This is a genomic window from Acidovorax sp. GW458-11-26-14-TSB4 (genome assembly GCF_059423865.1).
In genome coordinates, this window is sequence record NZ_JBWKYR010000013.1 from 125,448 (window position 1) to 148,017 (window position 22,570).

A 22,570-nucleotide genomic window follows, 5' to 3' on the forward strand; every position below is an offset into this window, starting at 1 on the left:
CGAAAAGCAAAGTCTGGAAAGAATCGGGCGAGGCCTTCTGGCCACCGCCAGGCACGCGGGGCAGTCCACGGCGGCCAGCATATGGGCGCCGCGCTTTGGGCGGTCGGATGACAGGGTGGGTGCTGCTGCGGCAACTGCGGCTGCGCTACCATGCGAGGACCGGCCGGCACCCGGCCTAGCCGCCTTGCAACAGGAGTACGCACACCCATGGAGGGCTTCCTTGAGCTGTTTGTCTACGTCCTGGTCAACTATGTCTTCCTCTACACGGGCAAGGCAGTTGTCTATGTACTGACCTTGGGGCGCTGGCGCGGCGAGTGCGGAGACAACGAAGGCCGCATCCACGGCGCAGCGGGCGCACTGACTTTTGTGCGTGATGGGCAACGGGTACTCACGGACCGCAGCGCCGCCTTCGTGGGCGGGATTGCCTGCATCGTGCTGGGTTTTGCCTGGGTGGTGGTGGCGCAGTAGACGCTGTCTTGCCCACCCGCCTGCCCGCACAGGCTGCGGCGCCAGGCCCAGGCGGCGGCGAGCCCCGGCCTACGCCCGCTGAAAATGCTGTTCAAAGACCTCCACGTCGTAGGCCGTGTGCTTCTCGCGCAGCAATTCGGCGGCGGCGATCGGCTTCGCAGCCCCGGTCGAAGAGGTTGTCGATGTTCAGCGCCAGCTTGAGGTGTGGCGTGATCGGGTAGGCCGCATACAGCGACCACACGCTGTAGCCGCTCGCCCGCCAGTCCGCCAGCGCACCGTGCCCAGTGCGTCGTAGACATCGCTTACCGCGCGCACGCCCGCGCCCAGCTCGGCCCGCCGCACACTGCCGGCGGCGGGCAAGGCGCCCACGCAGTCTTTCAGGGCGCAAATCCGGGCCGGGTGAGCAGGTATTGGGTTTTGGGCGGTAGTGCCATGACCCGGCTTTCGGCCTGGGTCAGCACACAAGGTGGACATGTCTCTGGGCGTGACCAAGCCTGCCGGAAAAGAAGCCCATGGCAGGGCCCACGGCATGCCACGCCGTGCCCTGCATATATGCCGCAGCTGTGCACGCCCCCCGTGCGCGCGACACAGTGGCAGACCTCAAGAACCTGTTCACGACAGGTTCCAAACCACGGTCGCTGCGCGGAGCCCTTCCATGAACCTGTACCAACTGGCCTCGCAAGACGAGGCCTGGGGGGCTTACGCCCCCGATAACGACACCACACCCTGGACCGCCTGGCCTGCGGACCCGCCCGCCCCCATGCCGCCCGGCCCAGTACCTCTTGACGCGGCCCTGGATGCCGCCGCGCGCGAATACGGGGTGAATGCCGGTGTGCTGCGCGCGCTGGGCCCTGGCAGCTCGGTCGATTCCATTTTCGACACCGCAGCCTCGCTGCGCTCGCGCCTGGAGGCATTTGGCGGCGACTACGCCCAGGCCCTGGCCTCGTATCGCCAGGCAGAAGAAGGCCAGGGCGGCAATATTGCCTTGGCGCCACCAGCCGCCGCCCTCTCTCCCCCACCCCTGGCCGATGCGCAGATGCCAGCCCCGGGGCCTGCACCAGAACAAGCCCCCTCGGCACGGCCTACAGCGCCGGCACCACGGCCCCGGCCTGCGCGGCTCCCGGCAAGCACGCCCGTGCCAGGGGCGCCGCCACCGCAAGCGGCAAGGCCAGACCAGCCCCCTGCCCCGCCAGACGGCCGGCTGGGCTCCGCCGACGCCCCGCGCAACGTGCTGTACCGCCCGGCCCCGGCAGCGCAAAAGCCCGTGGTGGATGAGGTCAAGAATCAGCTGGCATCGGGCACCAAGACCCTGGCCCGGATGCTGCCGGGCACCGGGGCTGCAGCACACTGGGTGGCCAGCCAGTCCGAACCTGCTGCCGGCCAAGCCGCGCCACCCAGCGCAGGCAGCGTCTTTGAGCGCACGGCGTTGCCAGTGGCAGACCTGCCCTCCCGCGATTTGCCGCTGCGGCCCGAAACACGCAAGGCCGCCAACAACGCCTGGGATGCCGCCAGCCCGCAGGACCGCCAACGCATGCAAGCCCTGCCCGGATGGCAAGGCCAGCTCGCACGCGAAAGGGCCGCGCAATTCGCGCAGGCGGACAAGGGCATCTTTGCGGAATCGCCGACGGCGGCCTTGTTCGATCCCCGTGTCGAAGGGCGTACCAGGACGCTGATCGCCAAGGGCGAGCACCCCGACTTCGCACGGCGCGCAGCCCGCGAAGGCGCCGCCGCTGGCGTCGCGCCAGGGCAGGAGGTAAAGGCACTGGGGTCCACGGTGCAGCAGGCCCCCCGCCACGCCGCCAAGGTCCCGGTGCACGCGATGACCCCCCTGTCGGTTGCGCAAGACGCGCTGTCAGGGGCCTTGCAGATGGGCCCCACCGCCGCGAAAGGGGGCGCCGACATCGTGCGCCTGGCCACCGGCGATGCCGTGGGCAAGGATTTTTCAGACTCGATGGCTGCCCGCGCGCAGATCATCAAGGACATGGTGGGCAGCGACCGCGCCAAGGCACAGGAGCACAACTTCCAGGTCGACTGGGCCGACCCGAACGTCAGCGCCATGCAGATGCTTGCACGCAACAAGGGCGCCGTCGGCGACAAGCTGCTGCCCTCGGCGGGCAGCATGCTGTTGCCTGCCGGCGTCGCAACCGGCGCGGGCAAGGCAGCCACACTGGGCAGGACAGCCCTGGCACTGGACAGGACCGCCCTGGCAGCCCGCGTGGCATCGGCGCAGACGGCCGCAGGCATCGGCGCCACGGCCGCGCAGAACGCCGCCGACGTGTTCACTGGCCTGCTGGACAAAGGGCATTCGCCAGAAGAGGCCTACACCTCCGCAGGTATCAGCGTGCCCTTCAGCATCATCGCCGGCAAGCTCACCGGCGGCGGCGCCGAGACCGCACTGGCGCGCCAGGCCATGCGCCAGGGAACCGACAAGGCCGCCCAAGGCGGCCTCGCCAGCGGCGCCGCTGGTGCGTTGAAGGCAGGCGTGCGCGACGGCACGCAGGAGGTAATCGAAGACTCTGGCCAGATGATCGGCGAAGCCATCGCCACAGACGTGGCCCCCACGGCCAACGAAGCCGCCAAACGCGGACTGCTCGCATTCACCATGGGCACCGCCATGGGCGGCGGCATGCACGCCGCTGGCGCCACGCACGCACCGCGCGTACAGAACCAAGCCACCACGCCCCAAGTGCCCAGGCAGCAGGACGCGGCCGCCAACATGACGGGCCCAACGACCGAAGGCACGGCGCCAGCAGCAGAGCTCGCGCGCAGCACAGCCACTGGCTCCGGCACAGACACAGGCAACGCCGTCCCGGCAGCCGGGCAAGCGTCTGCGCCCGACATGGCTGCGGGCCCCACCGGCGAGCCCGCGCCCGGCGCAGCCACCTGGTCCGACGTGGCCGCCGCCGCCAAAAAGGCCCGCGCCGAGGCCGACATACTGCGCCAGGCCGCAGCCCTGCCCGAGCAGAATGCCGCAGCCAGCACACCAGACACCACCATCCGCAACACCCCATCGGCCACGCCTGCGATGGCGACCACGGCCAAGGCCGCAGCGACGAATACCGATAGCGGCACCAGCACCGGCAGCACCAGCCACACACGGCAAAGAGCCGACACCCCGCCGCAAGAGCAGGCCAGCAGCGATGCGGGCCAGGCGGGCACCTCCACCCAGGCAGGCGCCACAGATCCAGCCACCAATGCACCCGGCGCCCCGGCACCCACAGCTTCCGCGGCAGGCCCTCAAGCCGATGCCAATGCCGCCACAGACACGGCGCCAGCCACCACACAGCACGGCACCGCCCGCCACACCGCAGCGGCACAGGTCCAGCCTTCGGCCACCGCCTCCATAGACGCAAAGGTCCAGGCCCTGGACTCCGGCATGCTCGTCGTCGGCGGCGACCAGGCCACCATCCTGGCGCACCTGCAGGCCGGCGGCGTGCGCGGTGCCGAACCATTCGCGGGTGTGACCCTGGTGCCTGTGGACCAGGCGGCACTGGCACAACGGGTGCTCAGCCGCCCACTCGCTGCACAGACTGGCCCGGTTGGCCCTGTTGGCACGCAGGCAGACCGTGGGTCTCAGCGCGCATCGGCAACGGCCACCTTGCCCCGGACCAGAACTGCCGCGCAGCTCGCGCCCGCTGCCACCCAAGCGCCGACGGCTGGCGGCTCCACAGCCGGCTCCAGCCCAGTGGGCGCCAGTGCTCCTCGTACTGAGGGGCGGCATGGCTCGCCAACGAATGTGGCGAATGCTGGATCGTCTCATCCCGTACCGGTCATGGAGATGCAGCGCGACGGCACGCTGATGGTCCGGGGCGACCCCGTACAGCTGCAGGAGCGCCTGCGCCAAGGCGGCGTGGATCGCGTGCTGCGGCGCGAGGGCGGCGTGCTCGTCGGGCTCGACCAGGTGGGCAAGGCGCGGCAGTTGCTGCAGCAGCCACCACGCGCACAAGCCTTGGCAGGCGCCACCCTGCCCTCTCAGCCTTCCCTTGCCTCCCTATCCGGCCAGCAATTCAGCCGCAGAGCACTACCTTCGCCGGACCGCCCCTCACGGGCCAGGGGCCTGCCCTCCAAACCCGCCACCGTTCAATCGGTGCGCGCTGCAGTTGCCAGGCTCACCAACAGCATGGGCCTGCTGGCCAACGGCCTCGGCCGTGTGGTGGTGGCCACCTCGGCCGACATCCAGGCGCATTGGGAGCCGCTGGTCGGCGAAGTTGACATGGGCTCGCAAGGCGCAGGTCCAGCCCCCGGCCACCGCCCCGATAGACGCACAGGTGCAGGCCCTCGACTCCGGCATGCTCGTCGTTGGGGGCGACCAGGCCACCATCCTCGCGCACCTGCAGGCAGGCGGCGTGCGCGGTGCCGAGCCATTCGCGGGCGTGACCCTGGTGCCCGTGGACCAAGCGGCACTAGCACAACGGGTCTTGCTTCGCCCATCGCGCTCTCTGACGCCATCAGGCCCGTCAGAAGGTCATACATCGGAGTCTGCAAAGAGCGACGGGACCGCTGCGCGAAGGCCTGCGCGCGACACATCTGGCGAGCAAGGAGCCGGACCCCACACTGGAGATCGCCAAGAGCATCCCCGCTACACTTTCAGCGATCACAACGTCCCCACCCAACCTGCCCCATCCATTGTCCGACATGGCCCGGAATCCACCTCACCAGAACCGGTCGCCCATGTCGATGCACGAGTCAGAGACGCGCATGGACTACTACCAACCACGTGGGCCGTTGAGCTGGGAGTCGGACGATCAGGGCACCCCGGGCGAGGCCGATTTGGCCCCCATCAATTTGCAGCAGCCGTCCCAAGGCACGGTGAAGGTCCCCCGCCTATCCAACTGGATGATGGACGAGGACCCACGATTGATCAGCCCCAAGCTCCCGCCCTGGACACTCTGCGGAGGGCTGGTGATGCCGTACCGTCTTGAACCGCCCCTTTCGTGGGACGGCTGGGATTCCACGATCGAATCCAGCAAACCGGGCACCGAGCCCCTGTCGGAGCGCACGCCCAGCCCGACGGCGGATGGAGGCAACCCGCTCAACGCGAGAACCAATGGACCAGCCAGGGGATTCTGCGGGGGGATTGAAGAGCATCCCTACCGCATCGGGCCAACGCTCTCCTGGGACGACGTGGACTAAGCGCCCGCCTCCACCCAGTCCCAGCCCGGCCCTCACTGCGCAGCGCGCAAATCGCTCCGGGTGGCTGTCACGGGACAGCGGGTGTGCCAGCTCACCCTACGCCTTGCGCCCCCGCCCGGCCGCCTTGGCGCGGTAGAGCGAGGCGTCGGCCCGCTCCATGAGGCCGCGCCAGCCGTCGTCGCCCGCAAAGGCCACGCCCACGCTGGCGCCGATGAGCACCCTGCGCCCGTCCAGGTCGAAAGGTTTGGCGGCGGTGGCCACGAGTTTGTCGGCCACCTGCTCGGCGGCGGCGCGGCTGGGCATGCCGCCCAGCACCACCACTAACTCGTCGCCGCCCACGCGGGCCACCAGGTCCATGGGCCGCACCAGGGCCAGAAAGCGCCCGGCCACGGCCTGCAGCAGTTGGTCGCCCACCGGGTGGCCCCAGGTGTCGTTGACGGGCTTGAAGCGGTCCAGGTCCACGTACAGCATGGCCACGCCGTGGGCCTCTCCGATGGGTATGCGCTGCAGGTAGGCCTGCAGGCCCTGCCGGTTCATGAGGCCGGTGAGGCAGTCACGCTCGCTCAGGCCGATAAGGCGCGACTCGCGCTGGCGGTGGATGGTGACGTCGTCCAGCACGGCGATGAAGCCGTCGGGCGTGCCGCCTTCCGACAGGCGGGGCACGAGGGTGAGGGCCATGTTGCGCTGGCGCCCGCCCAGGTGCAGGTCCAGCTCGAACGAGGTGGGCTCGCCGCCGAGCGCCTTCCGGATGTGGGCCATGCTGCCCCGCAGTTCCTGGATGGGCATGACCTCGCCGATCCTGTGGCCCACAATCTCGGCACACGAGGGGCCCACCAGCTTCTCGAAGGCGGAGTTGACGAACTCGTAGCGGCCCTCGCGGTCGACCACGGCGATGACGTCGGGGATGGCCTCGGCAATGGAGCTGAGCGTGCGCTGCTGGCGAAACAGGTCGGCGCGGGCGCGCTGCTGCGCCGAGGTGCCGCGCATGACGGCGGTGTAGCGAACCACCTGGCCGGTAGCGTCCCTGTGCGAGAGCACCGAGTGGTCCACCGCAATCGGCTGGCCGGCCACGAGCACGGTGCTTTCGCCCATCCACACGCCGGTCTTGTGCACCGAGGGCATGACCTCGTCGCGGTAGCGGCGCGTGGTCTCGGGGGTGTTGAAGTCGGTGAAGCGGTGCTGGGTGACGTCGTAGCCGGCATCGTAGCCCTGGGCCTGGCGCGCAGCCGGGTTCATGTAGGTCACGCGGCCGTCCCTGCCGGCCTGCGCCACGTAGTCGGGCGTGGCCTCCAGGATCTGGGCGAGCATGTGCAGCGATTCTTCGGCGCACTTGCGGCCGGTGATGTCTTGCAGCGCGCCGACCACGCGCACCGGTGCGCCCTGCTCGTCGTACTCGGTGTTGCCGATGGCGCGCGCCCACACGCGCCGGCCGTCGGGGGTGCGCAGGGGGGTTTCGATCTCCCACTTGTGGCCGTCGTCGATGCCTTGCTCGAAGGCGGCGACGAGCCGCTCCTGCGCGCCTTCTTCGTAGAACCCGATCACGCCGGGCAGCGTGGGCACAAAGGTCTCGTCCACGCCGTGGATGCGCCGCACCATGGCGGACCAGTGGACCTGGCGGATGCGCAGGTCCACCGTCCAGGAGCCGACCAGGGCCAGCTCGCCGGTGCGCTGCAGCAGGCCCTGGTTGGCGCGCAGTTCGCGCTCCACCGCCTGGCGCTGGCTGGTGTCGCGCAGGAACGCGGTGGCCCCGATGCCGCCGGCCATGCGCAGCGGCGCGATGGACAGCTCCGCCGGCAGGCGATGACCGTCCTTGTGCAGCGCATCCACCTCGAAGCGGCGGCGCAGCACCGGGCCTTCGCCGGTGCGCTGCAGCCGGGCCATGCCGTAGAGGTGGGCGCTGCGCATCTCGGGCGGGATGATGAGCTCGTGCATGGGACGCCCGATGGCCTCGTCGTAGCTCCAGCCCAGGGTGGCCTGCGCCTGGGGGTTCCACTCGGTGATAAAGCCGCCGGGGTCGATGCTGATGAAGGCGTCCTCCGTGCTGGCGAGCATGCTCTGCATGCGTTTCGTCGCGCGCTAGTTGGCCCGGCCCGGCGGTATCGACCGCGGTGCTGCCTTGCGCCGGCGCCTGGACCTGGCTGCCCAGTGGCCCGCGCGCATCCCAGCGCGGGCGCTGGCTGGCGAAGTCGCTGCGCGTGCTGCGGATGGCGCTGGCATCATCGAGCGTGCCCACGGCCACCGCAACCAGGCCCGGCTGCGTGTCGTCCAGGCGAAACAGCTGGCTGCCGCAGGTGGGGCACAGCTGGCGCGCGCCCTGCTCCGACGAGCGCCAAGTGTGCACCGCGCCGTAGACGCGCAGGGTGGCCCGGTCGCCAGCGATCCAGGCCATGCTGGCGCCGCCACAGGCGCGGCGGCAAAGCTCGCAGTGGCATACCACGGCCTCCAGCTCCAGCGCGTGCACGGCGTACTCGACACGGCGGCAAGCGCAGTGGCCTCTCAACACAACAGGAGCCGTGCTCATACGCACCCTTCCTTCCCGGGCAGGGACCGCAGCTGCCGCGCCCTGCGCCAGGCGGGCCCGTGGAACAACGGTAACTGCTCTTGCCGCCAACTTTTGTAGGACAGGTCTTACGCGAGCCGCCTGTGCTGCGCGGACCCCGCGCAGGCCTCGCGCCTCCGCCCATGCGCACCGCTGCGCGCATTGATTGCCGAAATGGCAATCGACTCTTCTCCAAATGGCGCGTGCGGGCACGGGTTTTCCCGGCGGCGGACGGCACAATCGAGGCCATCCACTGCACCGCCGCCATCAATAATCACCACCCCATGCAAACCCTTGTTCTCGGCGCCGGCATGGTCGGCGTCAGCACCGCCCTCGCCTTGCAGCAGCGCGGCCATGCCGTCACCCTGGTCGACCGCAAGGCCCCGGGCCAGGAGACCTCGTACGGCAATGCCGGCATCATCCAGCGCGAGGCCGTGCAGCCCTATGCCTTTCCGCGCAACATCGCCACGCTGGCACGCATTGCCACCGGGCTGAGCAACGACGCCCACTACCACTGGGGCGCCCTGCTGCGCCTGGCGCCGCAGCTGCTGGGCTACTGGGCCGCCTCGGCGCCTGCGCGCTACGCGCCCATCGCCCAGGCCTACAGCCGCCTGATCGCCCACTGCCTGACCGAGCATGGCGGCTGGATCGAGGCGGCCGGCGCCGCCGACCTGGTGCACCGGCAAGGCTGGATGCAGCTGTACCGCACCGCCCCGGTGTTCGATGCGGCGGCCACGCTGGCGCGCACCACCGCAGCCGCGCACGGCCTGGCCTGCAAGGTGCTGGACAGCGCCGCCCTGGCCGCCGCCCAGCCCGTGCTGCGGATACCGCTGGCCGGCGCCGTGCACTGGCAGGACCCGTGGACCGTGCGCGACCCTGGCGAGCTGGTGGCGCGCTATGCGCGGCTGTTCGTGCAGCGCGGCGGCCACCTGGCCACGGGCGATGCGCTCACGCTGCGCCAGGAGGGCAGCGGCTGGGCCGTGCAGGCGGACTCCGGCAGCATCAGCGCGCAGCACGCCGTCATCGCCCTGGGCCCCTGGGCCGGCGAACTCACCACGCGCCTGGGCTACCGCCTGCCGCTGTTCAGCAAGCGCGGCTACCACCGCCACTTTGCCGGCGGCCCCAGCCTGGCCATGCCCGCGCTGGACATCGAGCGCGGCGTGATGCTGGCCCCCATGGCGCGCGGCCTGCGCCTGACCACGGGCGCCGAGTTCGCGCTGCAGGACGCGCCCGCCACACCCGTGCAGCTGCGCCGCGCCGAGCAGTCCACGCGCGAGCTGCTGCCCCTGGGCGAGCCTGTGGAGGCCACGCCCTGGCTGGGCGCGCGCCCCTGCACCGCCGACATGCTGCCCGTGCTGGGCCCGGCGCCGCGCCACGCGGGCCTGTGGTTCAACTTCGGCCACGCGCACCAGGGTTTCACCCTGGGCCCCGTCACCGGTCGGCTGGTGTCCGAGTTGGTCAGCGGTGAGAAGCCGTTCGTGGACCCAGCGCCTTATTTGGCGCAGCGGTTTTTGTAACAGCGCAGTCCGCGCACGCGGCGCGGTCCCGCCCCTCACCGCGCCCTGCAGCGCGTTCGGCGGTGAACCCTGCTGGCATCACCCATATTGGCGATTGTGGTGATCGCTCCATTGTTTTGAAATCAAGAAACCAATGGATACAAGTGTGTCCATGTGGACACATGCGCTTCGTGCGCGTTTTTCTTGTCATCCTCTGCCGGCCACCACAACCCCAAGAATCCCACGCCGGCTCAACTTCGATCCATCACCGCCATGCGCCTTACCTGCACGCTCAAGAAAATTGCCGCCGCCACCGCCCTCGTCGTCGCCAGCCTGGGCGCCGCCAGTTCCGCGTGGGCCGACATCACCGCATCGGCCACCACCAGCGGCTCGGCCAGCGCCTACACCCTGGTCGCCCGAATCACGCCCGACGCGCAGTACCTGGGCCGCGGCAAGCTGTACTTCGTGATGCTGCACGGATCGCAGATCTACGTGCTGTCGGAAACGCGCGGCTTCATCCCTTACACCGGCGGCGAGCCCGAGGCCTACCGCGGCATCACCCAGGCCACCGAGACCATCACCGTGCAGGGCTGGAACACCACCGCCCAGGCCGGCGCCGCCATCTTCGTGGGCTTTGGCACCGATGTGATGGACATGATCAACAACGGCAGGTTCAAGCAGGTGGCCACCCTGCCCCAGGCGCCCGCGCCGACACCCACGCCCACGCCAACGCCAACGCCCCCCGTTGTGACCAACCCCTATGCGGCCTACAGCGGCAACTACCTGTGCATCAGCGAAACGGGGTCCAGCTACACGGTTTCCGCCACCATCACGGCCACCCAGGCGGTGGTGGATACGTCCAGGATCCTCACCATTCCGGACTACACCTTCAACGTGCCCTACAGCAACATTGGCACCACTGGCGACCGCATCTATACCAACAACGCATTCCCGCTGCGCCTGGTGTCGGTGGACACGACCGCTGGAGCCCGCTACCCGCTGGCCCTGGGCTACGCGAGCAATGGCTCCAGCACCCCGCGCGTTTTCATCTGCTCCCGGCGCTGAGCGCCATCAGGGCAGGCAACTGGCGCGGCCGACGGCATGGACGAGTGACGCACAACCGCCGCGCAGACTGGGGCCGTGCCAGCGACACGCAGGCCAGGGCCGCACCACACCCACGCTTGCAGGCCGCGGCAGCCGTTGATCCGCGAACCGGATGGCCGGCAGCGCCGGCCCCACCACCTCGATTCCTACCGCCATGAAGTTCGCCAGCCCATTCAAGAAAATCTCCGCCGCCACCGCCCTCGTCGTCGCCAGCCTGGGCGCCGCCAGCCCTGTGTGGGCCGACATCACGGCATCGGCCACCGCCAGCGGCTCGGCCCGCGCCTACACCCTGGTGACCCGCATCACGCCCGACGCGCAGTACGTGGGCCGCGGCAAGCTGTACTTCGTGATGCTGCACGGCTCGCAGATCTATGTGCTGTCCGAAACGCGCGGCTTCCTTGCCTACACCGGCGGCGAGCCAGTGGAGTACCGCACCATCACCCAGGCCAACGAGACCATCACCGTGCAGGGCTGGAACACCACGGCGCAGGCCGGCGCGTCGATCTTCGTGGGCTACGGCTCCGACGTGATGGACATGCTCAACAATGGCAGGTTCAAGCTGGTGGCCACGCTGCCGGCGGCGCCCGCGCCCGCGCCGACACCAGCTCCCGCTCCGGCGCCCACGCCCGCACCGGCCCCGTCCAGTCCCTACGCAGTGCACAACGGCAGCTACATGTGCTATGACCGCTCCGGGCGCTCAGCCTCCGTGACGGCCACATTCACGGCCAGCCGGGCAGTGGTCGACACCACGTGGCTGACGGGCATCCCCGACTACACCTTCAACGTGCCCGTCAGCACGCTGGTCCAGGAGCCGGGCCTGATGATCTACAACAACCTGAGCTATCCGGTGCGGGTGGTGGTGCTCGACCTGACGCGGACCCTGCCCTACGGCATGTCGCTCGTCTACCAATCGAGCATGTACAGCGCCGAAGTGGCCTATAGCTGCCTGCGGCGCTAACACCGCGCCGAGCGCTGCATCTGGAGCCTGCCCAGGCTCCTACACATTCACCGCCGCCCCATCTACCGCCCAGCGGCACTCCGCCATCCAGGTGGGCAGTGCCGGGTCGCGCACCACAGGCGCCAGGGCGCGCAGCGTGGTGTCCATCTGGCCGTCAAACCAGTGCAGCTTGCGCTCGGCGAACTGGATGGACGACAGCGCCTGCAGCACCAGTTTGCCGCCATCGACCACCGGCAGCGGCAGCGCCGCGTTGAACGCCATGTCCAACGACGGGTGCTCACGCACCAGCTCCTGCAAAAAGGCGCAGGCCCCATCGATGGCTTGCGCATGCCGCGCATGGAAGGCCGGGCTCATTTCCTGTGCGCCCAGAAACTTGGCAATCCCCGCGAGCGACTCGAACGGGGTGGGCAGGCGGGTGGGTGTGGGGGTCGTTGAGGGCATGGTGGCAATCGGCTGGGCTGAGGAATGGCAATGTCAACGCAACGGCGCGCAGGCACCATCCATCATGGCCAGCGCGCACCTGAAGTATGCGCCTACCGCAGGCCCTGCAACCCAGGCAGGGTGCAAAATGCACCGTAGATGCCCGCCTTACCTTACGTAAACCACCGGCAACGCAGCCGCGTTGCATGAAAGTGCTGCTGCAACCGGACCCTGCCATGCCCATCCGTACCACCTTGCGCAACCTCATCGCCAGCGCCGCCCTGGCACTGGGCCTGGGCGCCACGCCCGCCTTTGCCCAGATCACCACGGTGGCCACCACTATCAGCGGCACCACGCAGGCCCTGAACTTCGCCGTCAGCGTCAACCCCGAGGCGCAGTTCCTGGGCCAGGGCAAGCTGTACTTTGTGGTGCTGCACAACAACCAGTTCTACCTGCTGTCCGAGACACGCGGCTTCGTGCCCTACATGGGCGGCGAGATCCCCGAGTACCGCACCATGCGCCAGCCGACAGAGACCATCGCCGTCAGCAACTGGAACACCCGCGCCCAGTTGGGCGGGGCCGTCTTCGTGGGCTACGGCACCGATTTCTTCGAGATGCTGGCCGCCGGCCGCTACCGCCAGGTGGCCACCCTGGCGGAGTACCCCATTCCTCCCGTGGTGGACCCCTACGCGGCCTTCAGCGGCGCCTACCTGTGCTCCAGCGGCACGGGCGCCAGCTACAACGCCACCGCCACCATCACCACCGCCCAGGCGGTGGTGGACACATCGCGCATCCCCGCCATCCCGGTGCCCAGCGTCAGCCTGCCGTTCGACGGCCTGGGCAGCAGCGGCGACCGCCTCTATGCCAACCGCGGCTTCCCGTTGTACCTGGTGTCGCTGGACACCGCCGTGGGCGCACGCTACCCGCTGGCACTGGCCTACCAGGCCAGCGACTTCAGCACCTCTCACATCTTCGTGTGCACAAGGCGCTGAAAACGCCCTTCCCTTCGGCGTTGCAGGCCTGCGGCAAGGCCCGTGAGGCCACCGCCCAGCGCCGCCCGGCGACCGCCTGTCGGCGCGCGGCGCCATGTCGTGACATTTGGTTTCGCGCCACAGTGAGCGCGGCACCCCGGTGATAGATTCGCCGGTCGCTCGGCCCTGTGCCGGGCGTTTTTTCCGCCCGAATCCACGCCAACCCATCCCGCACGACATGGCCGTTACCGTCTCCGACCTGCAGAACATGCGCTTTTCCGGCAACCCACAGGCCGATGCCCTGCTGGGTGGCACGCCCATCTGGAACTTCTGGCCCGACGGCCGCAAGGTGATCTACTACACCTTCGACGCCAGCGCCGGCAGCGAGGCGACCAAGAAGACCGGCAGCGCGGTCACAGCCTTCAACGCCGACCAAAAGCAATCCACCCTGCAGATCCTGCAGCACGCCTCGGCCGTCACCGGCATCGTCTTCTCCGAGGTGGCCACCTCGGCCCAGGCCGACCTGCACTTCGCCGCCACCAACCTGCAGGGCCCCTCCACCGCAGGCCTGGCATCGTCGGGCTACGGCTACAGCTACTCCGGCCCCAACCAGACCGTGAACTCGCTGAACATCGAGGCCGTGGTCTACCTGGACAACGTGGAGCACGCCGGCATCAACAACCGGCCCACGGCCGGCGGCGCCGGCTACGAAGTGCTGCTGCACGAAGTGGGGCATGCGCTGGGCCTGTCGCACCCCTTCGACTCCTCGCGCCCCCTGCCTGCGGGGCAGGACAACACCAACAACACCGTCATGTCGTACACGCATGCCGGCCCCAACAAGACCACCTTCCAGGCGTATGACCTGCTGGCGCTCGACTGGCTCTACGGCCGCGATGGCCTGGGCGGCACCTATGGCTTCAACTCCACCAAGGGCCCGACGCTGACCTTCGATACAGCCCCGGCACCCGCGCCGGCACCAGCCCCCGCTCCAGCACCCACGCCAGCGCCCGGACCAGCCCCTGCACCAGCGCCCACCCCCACCCCCACCCCCACCCCCACCCCCACCCCCACGCCCGCGCCTGCGCCTACCCCGGATCCCAAGCCGGGCCCTGCTCCCGCGCCCACACCAGTCCCTGCGCCCACGCCGCCCAAGCCGGTCCCTACGCCCAGCAACCCCAACCTGCCCACCGGCACCACGGGCACCGCCGACGCCGACCTGTTCAACAGCAAGCCCGCCAACGAAACCTTCACCGGCGCAGCCGGTGTGGACACGCTGGTGACCCACGGCCTGCGCGGTGGCTACACACTGCAGCCACTGCCCGGTGGCGGCTGGCAGCTCAACGACAAGGGTGCCGGCCACGACGGCCTGGACTCCCTGCAGCAGATCGAACGTGTGCGCTTTTCCGACCACTCCGTGGCGCTGGACCTGAACGGCGCCGCCGGCACCGCGGCGCGCCTCATCAGCACCCTGGTCGGCCCCGACGCGCTGAAGAACCGCGAACTGGTGGGCGCCGTGATCCGCGTGGTGGACGAATCGGGTGCCACGCCCCAGCAACTGGCCGAGCTGGGCCTGGCCGCCGTGGCAGGCGCCTCGGCCACGCCCGAGCAGGTGGTGGCCCTGCTGTACGCCAACCTGTTCGGCACCGCGGCCGACGCCGCCACCGTACAGAGCCTGGCGGGCCTGCTCAAATCGGGCAGCTACACCGGCGCATCAATGGCCTGGGCCGTGGCCAGCTCCGACCTCACTGCCAGCAAGATCAACCTGGTGGGGCTGAGCGAAACCGGTCTGGCCTATATCTGAAGTGAAACACCCCCGCAGGCGCTTCGCGCCTCGGTGCCACCGCCAGAGGCGGTGGCTCTTCGGGCACGTCCAAGCCTGCGCAGGCAGGCTTGGAGCCGCGGCCCTCAGCCCCTCTCTCGAGCGGCAAGCCGCAGACAGCGCTCCAACACAGCAAGACGACTCAACGGCGCTAGACGGTTGAGGGCGGCACCGCTGGGCGCCCGGCGGGTCACGGCGCCCCGCATCGCCCCCGCCCAGCACCATCGGCCGCCCCCCTTTTTGGGGGATACCGCCCGCGAGCGATTTGCGCTCCAATCACTTCCGATGCCCCAAGGCAAGCATTTTTTGCCAAGGGCAGACATGCTCGCCCTGTGCGCGCCAAGCCCCGGGGCGCAAACCACGCCCTGCGGGTACCACGGCCCCTGGGGCACAACACCTGGCCAATCCGGTGACGGTGGCATCTGAATCGTGATTACCGCTCTCTTCGAATTCACCCGCGCCGGCGTCTGCAGGTTTCCGCCCAGCGTATCCGCCTCCACCGACGCCCAGGCCGTGCTGCTCAACTGGGCACTCATGGCCAACGACCGCGCCTTCCGCACCGTGCTCGATCTGCCCGACCGCCTGGTGGCCGAACTCAGCTGGAACGAGCGCCACGACACCGCCCAACGGCACGACCTCGACGATTGGGCCCACCGCCTGGACATCACCGTGTCCAGTGCCCTGCGCATGTCGCAGGTCGACCGGCCTGCCGCGCGCCCCCTGGCGGCGTAAGAGGCCCATGGCCCGCGCGGGGCCCTGCCTCAGCCTGCCGCCGCACGCACCCGGTACGGCCTGATCGAGAAAAGCCCACGTCCAGCTCGACACTCCCGGCCGTCACCACAACCTTCCCCGGCCCGTCCATCAGCGCGCCTGTGGGGATGCCCGCGCCTTCCAGCCACTGGCGCACCGCCTGGGTGTCGCCCTCCACGTCGAGCATGCCGCCCTCGCGCGTCTTCCACTGCACCGGTGGTGGCGACTGCCTCACCGCATCGGCTGCAGCGCCAGCCTGCGGCTGCGCCAGCAGCTCCTGGGCCCGTGCTGCCTGCTCGGGTGCCACCCATACGCTTTCGGGCCACATCCACACCAGGTTCAGGGCTGCTCACACTGGTTTCGAGCTCGCGAAACGAATGTGAGCCGGCCCTGGCCCGGCATCGCGCAGTCGCTTGTCCAATTGCCAAGGGTGGTCTCCATCCACGCTCAGCGTGCCTTTGTCGGTCAGGTGCATCGCACCGACGAGCACCCGCCGCGGCAGCATCTGCAGTCGAATCCAGAACTGGAGTGCCTTGGAAGTCTTGGGTCCCTGTGATTTGTGGTGCTGTCGCTGATGCCTGCTGGGGGATGGTGCCGGCACCGGCCTCGAGCGCAGCAGCAACCACCAGCACCGACGTGCCCCGCGGGCTGGGCTTGAAAACTCCCTTTCCGTAACAGGGCCGACATCCACCCCGGCGTTCTGCAATTGGGAGTGCGATGAAGGCATGTCTTGAACCGCTGGGGAACGGACCAAGGCAACCGGCAAAGCTCCCGCGCCAGCCAACGCCTGCTTCGCCCGCTCGACACTCCCAGCCGTCACCGCAACCTTCCCCGGACCATCCATCAGCGCGCCTGTGGGGATGCCGGCAACCTCAAGCCACTGGCGCACAGCTTGGGGGTCTCCCTCCACGTCGAGCATGCCGCCCCGGCGCATCTTCATCTGCACTTGTGGTGGCTGCCTCACTGCATCCACCGCAGTGCCAGGCTGTGGCGATGCCAGCACCTGCCGTGCCCGTGCAGCCTGCTCGGGTGCTACCCATACGCTGTCGGGCCACATCCAAACCTGGTCTACCCCGGCAGCGCGCAGCCGCTTGTCCAATTGCCGGGGGTCTCCCTCCACGCTCAGCGTGCCTTTGTCGGTCAGGTACATTGCACCAACAGATGTTTCCGCCGCAGCATCGGCAGTCGAATCAGGCGCGGAAGCGCCTTGGGGGCCAGGTCCATGCGAGCCCGGTGTTGCCTGCTGTGTGTCAACCGCTTCAGCAGCAGCCTGATGCGCGCTGGCCCCAACCTCGCCGCCAGGAGCAACGGCTGTTGCCAGCGCATCCATGTGGCTGCCCGGCAAGACCTGCGCGCCCCGTTCCATGGAAACAGAGTCCATCGCCTGCGGCACGACCGGCGTCACCGGCTGGCCTTGCACCAGGGACTGAAGCAAGTCGTCTGCATACCCACTGCCACGCTCTGCAGTTACCGCCGAGTTGTCTGGTATGGCGTTGTGGGCATCGGACGGGCTTTGCTGCGGGTTGACCCCTCTGGGGTGCTTGGGTCTCTGCGATGGGGCGTGGCCTGCACCCGGGGTCCTTTGGGACCGCCCGGCACGACGCTAGAGCCGGCCCCAACCAGTGCACTGCGGTCCACGTCGTCAAGCAAGCCCTTGTCCTTGCCCGACGCGTAGATGTCGACAGCGTTGCCGCCGATGGTGTCGGCCGACTCCTGGATGGCTCCGATCACCGCTTTCGTGCTGATCTCGGAGCCGGTGGCCAAAAGGCGCTTGCCTGCATCAGCCAGCACCTGGGCGCGCACCGGCGGCGGGATGCGGAGCACCATGTCCTTGATCGTGTTCCCCGCAGGCAGTGGCAGCTTCTCGGTAGCGAACGCCAGACCGCCCTTGAGCGCAGCGGCTGCGGCGCTATCGCCCTCTGCGTAGGCCGATCCCGCCGCGCTGGCCGCCATGGGTGCCGACAGGCTGGCCTGTGCGCCGGGCACCATCATGGACGCAAGAAACTGCGCAGCGGGCAAGGAGTTGCCTGCGAGTTGGACCGCCATCCAGCGGCCGAACTCGCCGTTCTCCCAGGCCTGCGCCGGGCTTTGGCGCGACAAGGTGGAGGCGTAGTCCTGGCTCATCTGGCGCAGTTCGTCCACCAGGGGCATGTTCGGCACGCGACCAAAAACGGGGGAACCGCCGCCATCAACCAGGAGCTTGTTGACCCCCTCGGTGAACAGCCCCGCCGCCGCCGACGGGACATTCAAGGTCCCGGCCAGCGAACCTGCCGCGCCCTGTTTGAAAGCAGCCTTGATGGGGTTGGCTTCGGCATAGGCTTGCACCCTGCTCTGAGGCGTTGATGCACGCATCTCTGGCGAATTGGCTATGCGCTGGCGCTGCTCCGCGGCTTCGGCATAGTCGCGGCGGGAGAGCCTCTCGGCCTCGGCCAGGTCCATGCCAGTTGCACCGCCGGCCACATCACGCCCCTCCAGCACGCTCTGCCACTCTGGGCGCGGCCGGTTGGAGGCTTCAATGGCCGGCCGCATCCAGGCATCACCGCCACGGCGGCCCCTCTCGCCAGGCTGTAGGCCTGGTCTGCAGCATCCGACACAATGGACGCTTGCTTTGGAGCATGGGTCCTGCGGCCATCCTGTGCACGCACGGCCGGCGCCGCATCTACCAGCGAAGTCGCCTGCACGCCATCGCCCGGCCCCAGCGCCACCAGTTCGAACTGAGGCCAATCAACCTCCGCATCGGAAACGCCCGGCGCATCCACCAGCTCAAACTGGGACCAGTCCATCACCGCCCCTTTGCCTGGAGTTCAGGCCGGCCATTGCGCACCACGTACTGCTGGCCATTGGCGTCGCGCACGACCGCGCCGTCGCGCGGCGCGGACGAGAGCGGCCGAGTCAGCTTGGCGCCGGTGCCTGCCAGCGAGCCGGGGCCAAGCCCACCATTGGGGACGGAGCCCATGGGCTGCAGAGCAGACTCTGCCCCAGGGCGCACACCTGGGCGCTCGGGCTGCGGGGCACTGCCGCGCTGGAAGGCCGCGGCCACGTCAAGGGCCGAGCCACCGCCCTGCTCCACCGCCACGGCGCTGGCTTCGGCCAGGTCGTTCAATCCAAACTGCCGCTCGCCGCGCGCATGCGCCTCCAGCTTGCCCGGGTCCAGGAACAGCGTGTACAGCCGCTGCAGGGCCTGCGCGCCCTTCTCGCGGTCGTAGGCGGCGCGCTCCAGCGTGGTGGTGGGCGGCGCGGCGCCCATGTCGCCGGTACGGTCGTAGCGTGCAAAGTCCCCGGCCGTCCGTGCCACGGCGTTCATCACCGGCATGCCAAAGCCCACATCGGCCAGGCGCAGGCCAGCGTCTTCATCGACGGCGCGCACGCGGTTGATGAGGTCCTGCCGCTGCCCCGGCGTCTGGGCGCGGGCGGCCTCCTCCATCAGGTTGAAGCCCCGGCTGCCGGCCAGGCGCGTGCTCATCTGCTCCTGCTGCCATTGCCGGTCGGCCATGCGCTCCTGCTGCTTTTCATGCAGCAGCGCGCGCTGCGCCTGCACCTTGTCTTCGTCGGTGGCCACGGCCGACATGCCGGCGCCCACGCCCTGCAGCGTGCCACCCAGGAGATTGGCGAAGAAGCTCATTGCACACCTCCCTGCGGCAAGGCCACGTGCGCGCCGTGGGCCGTTTGCGGGCCTGTGCCGGGCGGGGGGGGCCGTCGCGGCGCTGCGCCCCGCGTCGGCGGCATCAGGCCCGCATCGGCGTCCAAGCGCATGTACTCGGCGATGGACTCCTGCATCACCCGCTGCAAAAAGGGCTCCAGCTGGTCGTCGGGTACCAGGCCAGCGTCGTTGGCCAGGCCGGCCACGTCTTTCACGAACTGCACACCGGCATGCAGCAGCACGGCAGGGTCCACAGGCTGGCCGGCCTTTTCCGACTCCATCGCAAGAAAGCGCAGGGTCGCCGTGCCGAAACGCACCGCCGCCCCCGCCGGGTCGATGTCCATCGCCGCGCGCCATTCCCGGGCCGACTCGCCCAGCAACTGGCGCGCGCGGCCGAGGATCATGTCGAACTGCGCCTGTTGCTCAGCGCTGGCGGGGGTCTTGCCGCCCGGGGCGGCGGCGCTGGCGCCTTGCCCGGCCGGGCCCTGCATGGCCATTTCATGGAGGTTCATCGGGGGTCCTTCATTGCACGATGCGCGTGGTTGGGGTGAAGCCATAGCGCTGCTTTTGCCAGGCAAGCTTGTCCTTTTCGGCCTTGGCATTGGCCGCGCCGCTGATACCGACGCCTACGCCCTTGATCAGCTCGCCGACGGCTTTGTCGTTGGAAAGCAGCCTGTCGAAAAAGCTGTTGGCTTGCGGCTTGGCGGCGGCCTGCAGCCCAGAAGCATTGGTAGCGGACGCACCTGGCTTCGACATGGAGTTCTGGGCGGCAGAAGCGTTGGGCTTCGCGGCGTCGGCAGCCGCAGCCTGCGGGCCTACGGCACCGCCCTGCGACGTGTTTGTGGCTGGTGGCGCTGCAAGGGCTTTCGCATCTTTCCCCAGCGCGCCACCGTCGCCCAGCAGGTCAACACCCTTGCTGACTTCGGGTGCGAAGGGGGTAGGCGTCCGCGCGGCGCTCATCTCGATGGAGGTCGTGTCACCCGGCGTGAGCGTGCTGTTGCCAAACGCGTCCGTCGTGCCCGAGAAGTCGCCAGTAGCCAGGCTCGCCGTGCCCACGCCGTCCGCGAGCGGGAATGCGTCCTTCATCGAATTGAGCCCGAAGGAATCCGTGCCATCGAGCATGGCTTTCGCGCTCAGTGTGCCGCCCGCCTCCGTCAGGCCAGCGGCTCCCTCTGCCCCGCTGCCGAAATCGAACCCTCCGTTCACGGCCCCGTAGACGGCCCCGGCCACGTTGGCAATCATCACCAGGTCCTCTCCGAACACCTTGGACGCGGCCTTGTTGATCTTGTCGTTGACGCCCGTTACCTGGAAGACCACCGATGCCGCCGTGGCCATCATCGTGGCGGTGGTCGCGGCAACACCCAAGGCAGTGGCGCCGTAGGAAACGAGGATGGGAACAATGATGGCCATGGATCAGCTCTCCAGTGCGGACACGTAGGCCGTGCCCATGACGCCAAAGCCGCGGCGGGCCATGACCTTGTTGAAACGTGCCGGATCGGCGATGCCGGCGTAGTCGTGCACCACCAGTTGCACGGCGCGCATGCGCCGTGCCCAGTCCTGCAGGGCGGCCAGCAGGCGCAGGCCGGAGCCGTTCTCGGCGTACCACAGCAGCTCATAGGCGGTCTGGTGGCGGTTGAACAGCCCGGGCTGCACGATGCCGGCGATGAGGCCGCGCACCGTGCCGCCCTGCTCGCTCACGAAAACCGCACCGGCCAGGCCGTGGATGACGCCGAGAAAGGACGCCTGCACATGCGCGAGTTCCACCGGCTGGCTGGCGAACTGGCTGGCGGCGTGCTCGCGCAGGGCCAGCGCAGTCAGGGCGGGAAGGTCTTCGCGCGTGGCGCGGCGGATGATGGTCATGTCACACCCCGTTCCCGGCACCTACGTTGCTGTCATAGACTCCAACGGGGTTGGGTGCAGGCGCTGGAGCGGCCTTCGGCTCCGTCTTGATGATCCAGCTGTCCGGGTTGTAGCCCAGGCGGTTCGACAGCGCCGTGAGCTGCGGGTTGTAGGTCGCGGCCAGGTCGGCGATGGCGCGGTCCGCCTTCTCGGGCGACAGATCCGCCGTGTTGACCTGGAACACCTTGTTGGCGTACTCGGCGCGCAGGTTGTTCAGCGAGGCCCGGTCATCCGCGTTCATCTGCTGCTGGGCCCTGCGGTCGTCGGCATCCACCTGCATCTGCGTGCGCAGCACGCTGGTGTCGGGCTGGACGCTGGCCAGCCTGCCGCTCAGGTCCATCTGGCCCAGTTGCAGGCGTGCCGCAATGTCCTTGTCGTCGCGCAGGGCCTGCTGCTGGGCCGTGAACTGGTCGCGGGCCGACTGGTAGCCGTTCTGGATCGCGTCGCGCTCCAGCGTCAGCTGCTGCTGGCGGTCCAGCATCCTGTAGTCGCGGTCGAACTGCTGCTGCGCCGCCCACTCGTTGGCCTGCACGTTGAAGTCGGCCATGTAGGCATCGCGCACGAACTGGTTGTTGTCGCGCGCGAAGGTGTTGGCCTGGCCGGCGTTGAACTCGCCCGCCCGGGCGTAGGTGGCCGCGTCCTGGGTGGCGATGGGCATGGCCGCGTCGTACAGCGCCGACTCGCCGGCCGTGGCCGCCATGCTGCTGTTGAGCAACCCCCGCGTATTGGCCGTCTGCATGGCGCGCGCACGCGCCTGCTGCATCAGCGGGCTGTCGTCGGCAATGATCTGCTGCAGCTGGCTGCGCACTGTCTCGTTGGGCGCCACGTCCCAGCGCGTCATGCCCTGCAGCTGCGACAGGTTGATGCCCGTGGTGGGCGGCTTCTTCGTGTCCTTGGTCCAGCCCTTCTGGGCGTCGTAGGTGTAGTCGTAATACGGCTTCTCCAGCCCGCCCTGGGTGCCGTAGCCGCCCATCGCCGAATCCTCGGCCGACCAGCCGTAGATCTGGCCGAACTGCTTTTGCGTGAGATTCATGCCCGTGGCCTGCTGCGCTGCCTCCTGGCTGGTCTTGCCCACGGACCACTGGCGCGCCTTGCCGATCTCGTCGGCGGTCAGGTCGCGCCCACCCTCCCATCCCGAGGACACCGGGGTTGCAGCAGCCACGGCGGGTGCGGGCGCAGCGGCCGGTGTGGAAGCCGAGCTGTAGGAACCCCCATCGGGCGTGCTGCCCCAGGCCTGGCGGGCCAGGTTGAACTGCTCCTGCGTCACGCCAAAGTTCTTGGCGCCGGAGTCGAAGATGTCGGCGTCGTTCATGCCGCTGGCCTTGGCGTTGTTGTAGGCCGTGGTGATCTGGTCTTGCGTATATCCCGCCATG

The 22,570-nt window shown here is 69.1% G+C and carries 18 protein-coding genes and 1 pseudogene; 9 read left to right on the forward strand and 10 right to left on the reverse strand.

The genetic code is table 11. The features are described from left to right. Window positions 1-207 precede the first annotated feature (207 nt). The 3 genes from AC07X5_RS23210 (at window position 208) to AC07X5_RS23220 (ending at window position 5,601) form a co-directional block, all read left to right on the forward strand. Complete coding sequence (locus AC07X5_RS23210; protein ID WP_409958828.1) at window positions 208-468, forward strand: hypothetical protein; 261 nt, start codon at window positions 208-210, stop codon at window positions 466-468. A 655-nt stretch (window positions 469-1,123) separates the two neighbouring features. After that, complete coding sequence (locus tag AC07X5_RS23215; protein WP_494772020.1) at window positions 1,124-5,197, forward strand: hypothetical protein; 4,074 nt, start codon at window positions 1,124-1,126, stop codon at window positions 5,195-5,197. Then, a complete protein-coding gene (locus AC07X5_RS23220) occupies window positions 5,167-5,601 on the forward strand; it encodes a hypothetical protein (protein ID WP_494772021.1) in 435 nt (144 codons plus the stop codon). Before AC07X5_RS23215 ends, AC07X5_RS23220 begins: the two co-directional genes overlap by 31 nt. Before the next feature lie 96 nt (window positions 5,602-5,697). Here AC07X5_RS23220 and AC07X5_RS23225 read toward each other — a convergent pair whose 3' ends face one another. Further along, window positions 5,698-7,662 (reverse strand): sensor domain-containing protein, encoded by a 1,965-nt coding sequence (locus AC07X5_RS23225; protein WP_494772022.1) that lies wholly within the window; start codon window positions 7,660-7,662, stop codon window positions 5,698-5,700. 130 nt (window positions 7,663-7,792) lie between these two features. Further along, window positions 7,793-8,122 (reverse strand): annotated as a pseudogene (locus AC07X5_RS23230) (GFA family protein); the annotation flags it as partial. Window positions 8,123-8,424: 302 nt separating this feature from the next. Between AC07X5_RS23230 and AC07X5_RS23235 the strand changes: the two are divergent. The 3 genes from AC07X5_RS23235 to AC07X5_RS23245 all read left to right on the forward strand — a co-directional run bounded on the left by AC07X5_RS23235 (window position 8,425) and on the right by AC07X5_RS23245 (window position 11,698). Then, window positions 8,425-9,657 (forward strand): NAD(P)/FAD-dependent oxidoreductase, encoded by a 1,233-nt coding sequence (locus AC07X5_RS23235; RefSeq protein ID WP_494772023.1) that lies wholly within the window; start codon window positions 8,425-8,427, stop codon window positions 9,655-9,657. Window positions 9,658-9,909: 252 nt separating this feature from the next. Beyond that, window positions 9,910-10,701 carry a hypothetical protein gene (locus tag AC07X5_RS23240; RefSeq protein WP_494772024.1) on the forward strand — a complete coding sequence of 264 codons (792 nt, stop codon included), beginning with the start codon at window positions 9,910-9,912 and terminating at the stop codon, window positions 10,699-10,701. A 193-nt stretch (window positions 10,702-10,894) separates the two neighbouring features. Further along, window positions 10,895-11,698 carry a hypothetical protein gene (locus AC07X5_RS23245; protein WP_494772025.1) on the forward strand — a complete coding sequence of 268 codons (804 nt, stop codon included), beginning with the start codon at window positions 10,895-10,897 and terminating at the stop codon, window positions 11,696-11,698. A gap of 39 nt (window positions 11,699-11,737) precedes the next feature. On the opposite strand, the gene AC07X5_RS23250 is transcribed toward AC07X5_RS23245, so the two are convergent. Beyond that, complete coding sequence (locus AC07X5_RS23250; protein WP_494772026.1) at window positions 11,738-12,139, reverse strand: hypothetical protein; 402 nt, start codon at window positions 12,137-12,139, stop codon at window positions 11,738-11,740. 215 nt (window positions 12,140-12,354) lie between these two features. Between AC07X5_RS23250 and AC07X5_RS23255 the strand changes: the two genes are divergently transcribed. From AC07X5_RS23255 to AC07X5_RS23265, 3 genes are all read left to right on the forward strand, one after another. Beyond that, window positions 12,355-13,110 (forward strand): hypothetical protein, encoded by a 756-nt coding sequence (locus AC07X5_RS23255; RefSeq protein ID WP_494772027.1) that lies wholly within the window; start codon window positions 12,355-12,357, stop codon window positions 13,108-13,110. Between the two features lie 217 nt (window positions 13,111-13,327). Further along, window positions 13,328-14,890, forward strand: coding sequence for a M12 family metallo-peptidase (locus AC07X5_RS23260; protein ID WP_494772028.1), 1,563 nt, complete (start codon window positions 13,328-13,330; stop codon window positions 14,888-14,890). A gap of 447 nt (window positions 14,891-15,337) precedes the next feature. After that, a complete protein-coding gene (locus AC07X5_RS23265) occupies window positions 15,338-15,640 on the forward strand; it encodes a hypothetical protein (protein WP_494772029.1) in 303 nt (100 codons plus the stop codon). Between the two features lie 367 nt (window positions 15,641-16,007). Here the strand turns inward: AC07X5_RS23265 and AC07X5_RS23270 are convergent, their stop codons facing one another. The 7 genes from AC07X5_RS23270 to AC07X5_RS23300 all read right to left on the reverse strand — a co-directional run bounded on the left by AC07X5_RS23270 (window position 16,008) and on the right by AC07X5_RS23300 (window position 22,569). Beyond that, entirely contained in the window at window positions 16,008-17,093 is a 1,086-nt protein-coding gene (locus AC07X5_RS23270; RefSeq protein WP_494772030.1) for a hypothetical protein, read from the reverse strand. A 32-nt stretch (window positions 17,094-17,125) separates the two neighbouring features. Further along, window positions 17,126-18,097 (reverse strand): hypothetical protein, encoded by a 972-nt coding sequence (locus AC07X5_RS23275; RefSeq protein WP_494772031.1) that lies wholly within the window; start codon window positions 18,095-18,097, stop codon window positions 17,126-17,128. 343 nt (window positions 18,098-18,440) lie between these two features. Then, on the reverse strand, window positions 18,441-19,280 hold the full coding sequence (locus AC07X5_RS23280) for a hypothetical protein (protein WP_409960448.1): 840 nt from the start codon (window positions 19,278-19,280) through the stop codon (window positions 18,441-18,443). Continuing rightward, window positions 19,277-19,810, reverse strand: a complete 534-nt coding sequence (locus tag AC07X5_RS23285) for a hypothetical protein (RefSeq protein ID WP_409960449.1) — start codon at window positions 19,808-19,810, stop codon at window positions 19,277-19,279. The genes AC07X5_RS23280 and AC07X5_RS23285 overlap by 4 nt, the downstream gene beginning before the upstream one ends. Window positions 19,811-19,820: 10 nt before the next feature. Continuing rightward, window positions 19,821-20,708: a hypothetical protein gene (locus AC07X5_RS23290; RefSeq protein WP_494772032.1), complete on the reverse strand. Its 888-nt coding sequence runs from the start codon at window positions 20,706-20,708 to the stop codon at window positions 19,821-19,823. Between the two features lie 3 nt (window positions 20,709-20,711). Beyond that, window positions 20,712-21,158 carry a GNAT family N-acetyltransferase gene (locus AC07X5_RS23295; protein ID WP_409960451.1) on the reverse strand — a complete coding sequence of 149 codons (447 nt, stop codon included), beginning with the start codon at window positions 21,156-21,158 and terminating at the stop codon, window positions 20,712-20,714. Between the two features lies 1 nt (window position 21,159). Continuing rightward, complete coding sequence (locus tag AC07X5_RS23300) at window positions 21,160-22,569, reverse strand: hypothetical protein (protein ID WP_494772033.1); 1,410 nt, start codon at window positions 22,567-22,569, stop codon at window positions 21,160-21,162. Between the last annotated feature and the right edge of the window lies 1 nt (window position 22,570).

Excerpts from the sequence above, each read along its gene's own strand:
- AC07X5_RS23210 (WP_409958828.1), top strand. The coding sequence starts at position 208 with ATGGAGGGCTTCCTTGAGCTGTTTGTCTACGTCCTGGTCAACTATGTC.
- AC07X5_RS23215 (WP_494772020.1), top strand. The coding sequence starts at position 1,124 with ATGAACCTGTACCAACTGGCCTCGCAAGACGAGGCCTGGGGGGCTTAC.
- AC07X5_RS23220 (WP_494772021.1), top strand. The coding sequence starts at position 5,167 with ATGGACTACTACCAACCACGTGGGCCGTTGAGCTGGGAGTCGGACGAT.
- AC07X5_RS23225 (WP_494772022.1), bottom strand. The coding sequence starts at position 7,662 with ATGCAGAGCATGCTCGCCAGCACGGAGGACGCCTTCATCAGCATCGAC.
- AC07X5_RS23235 (WP_494772023.1), top strand. The coding sequence starts at position 8,425 with ATGCAAACCCTTGTTCTCGGCGCCGGCATGGTCGGCGTCAGCACCGCC.
- AC07X5_RS23240 (WP_494772024.1), top strand. The coding sequence starts at position 9,910 with ATGCGCCTTACCTGCACGCTCAAGAAAATTGCCGCCGCCACCGCCCTC.
- AC07X5_RS23245 (WP_494772025.1), top strand. The coding sequence starts at position 10,895 with ATGAAGTTCGCCAGCCCATTCAAGAAAATCTCCGCCGCCACCGCCCTC.
- AC07X5_RS23250 (WP_494772026.1), bottom strand. The coding sequence starts at position 12,139 with ATGCCCTCAACGACCCCCACACCCACCCGCCTGCCCACCCCGTTCGAG.
- AC07X5_RS23255 (WP_494772027.1), top strand. The coding sequence starts at position 12,355 with ATGCCCATCCGTACCACCTTGCGCAACCTCATCGCCAGCGCCGCCCTG.
- AC07X5_RS23260 (WP_494772028.1), top strand. The coding sequence starts at position 13,328 with ATGGCCGTTACCGTCTCCGACCTGCAGAACATGCGCTTTTCCGGCAAC.
- AC07X5_RS23275 (WP_494772031.1), bottom strand. The coding sequence starts at position 18,097 with ATGGACCTGGCCGAGGCCGAGAGGCTCTCCCGCCGCGACTATGCCGAA.
- AC07X5_RS23280 (WP_409960448.1), bottom strand. The coding sequence starts at position 19,280 with ATGAGCTTCTTCGCCAATCTCCTGGGTGGCACGCTGCAGGGCGTGGGC.
- AC07X5_RS23285 (WP_409960449.1), bottom strand. The coding sequence starts at position 19,810 with ATGAACCTCCATGAAATGGCCATGCAGGGCCCGGCCGGGCAAGGCGCC.
- AC07X5_RS23290 (WP_494772032.1), bottom strand. The coding sequence starts at position 20,708 with ATGGCCATCATTGTTCCCATCCTCGTTTCCTACGGCGCCACTGCCTTG.
- AC07X5_RS23295 (WP_409960451.1), bottom strand. The coding sequence starts at position 21,158 with ATGACCATCATCCGCCGCGCCACGCGCGAAGACCTTCCCGCCCTGACT.
- AC07X5_RS23300 (WP_494772033.1), bottom strand. The coding sequence starts at position 22,569 with ATGGCGGGATATACGCAAGACCAGATCACCACGGCCTACAACAACGCC.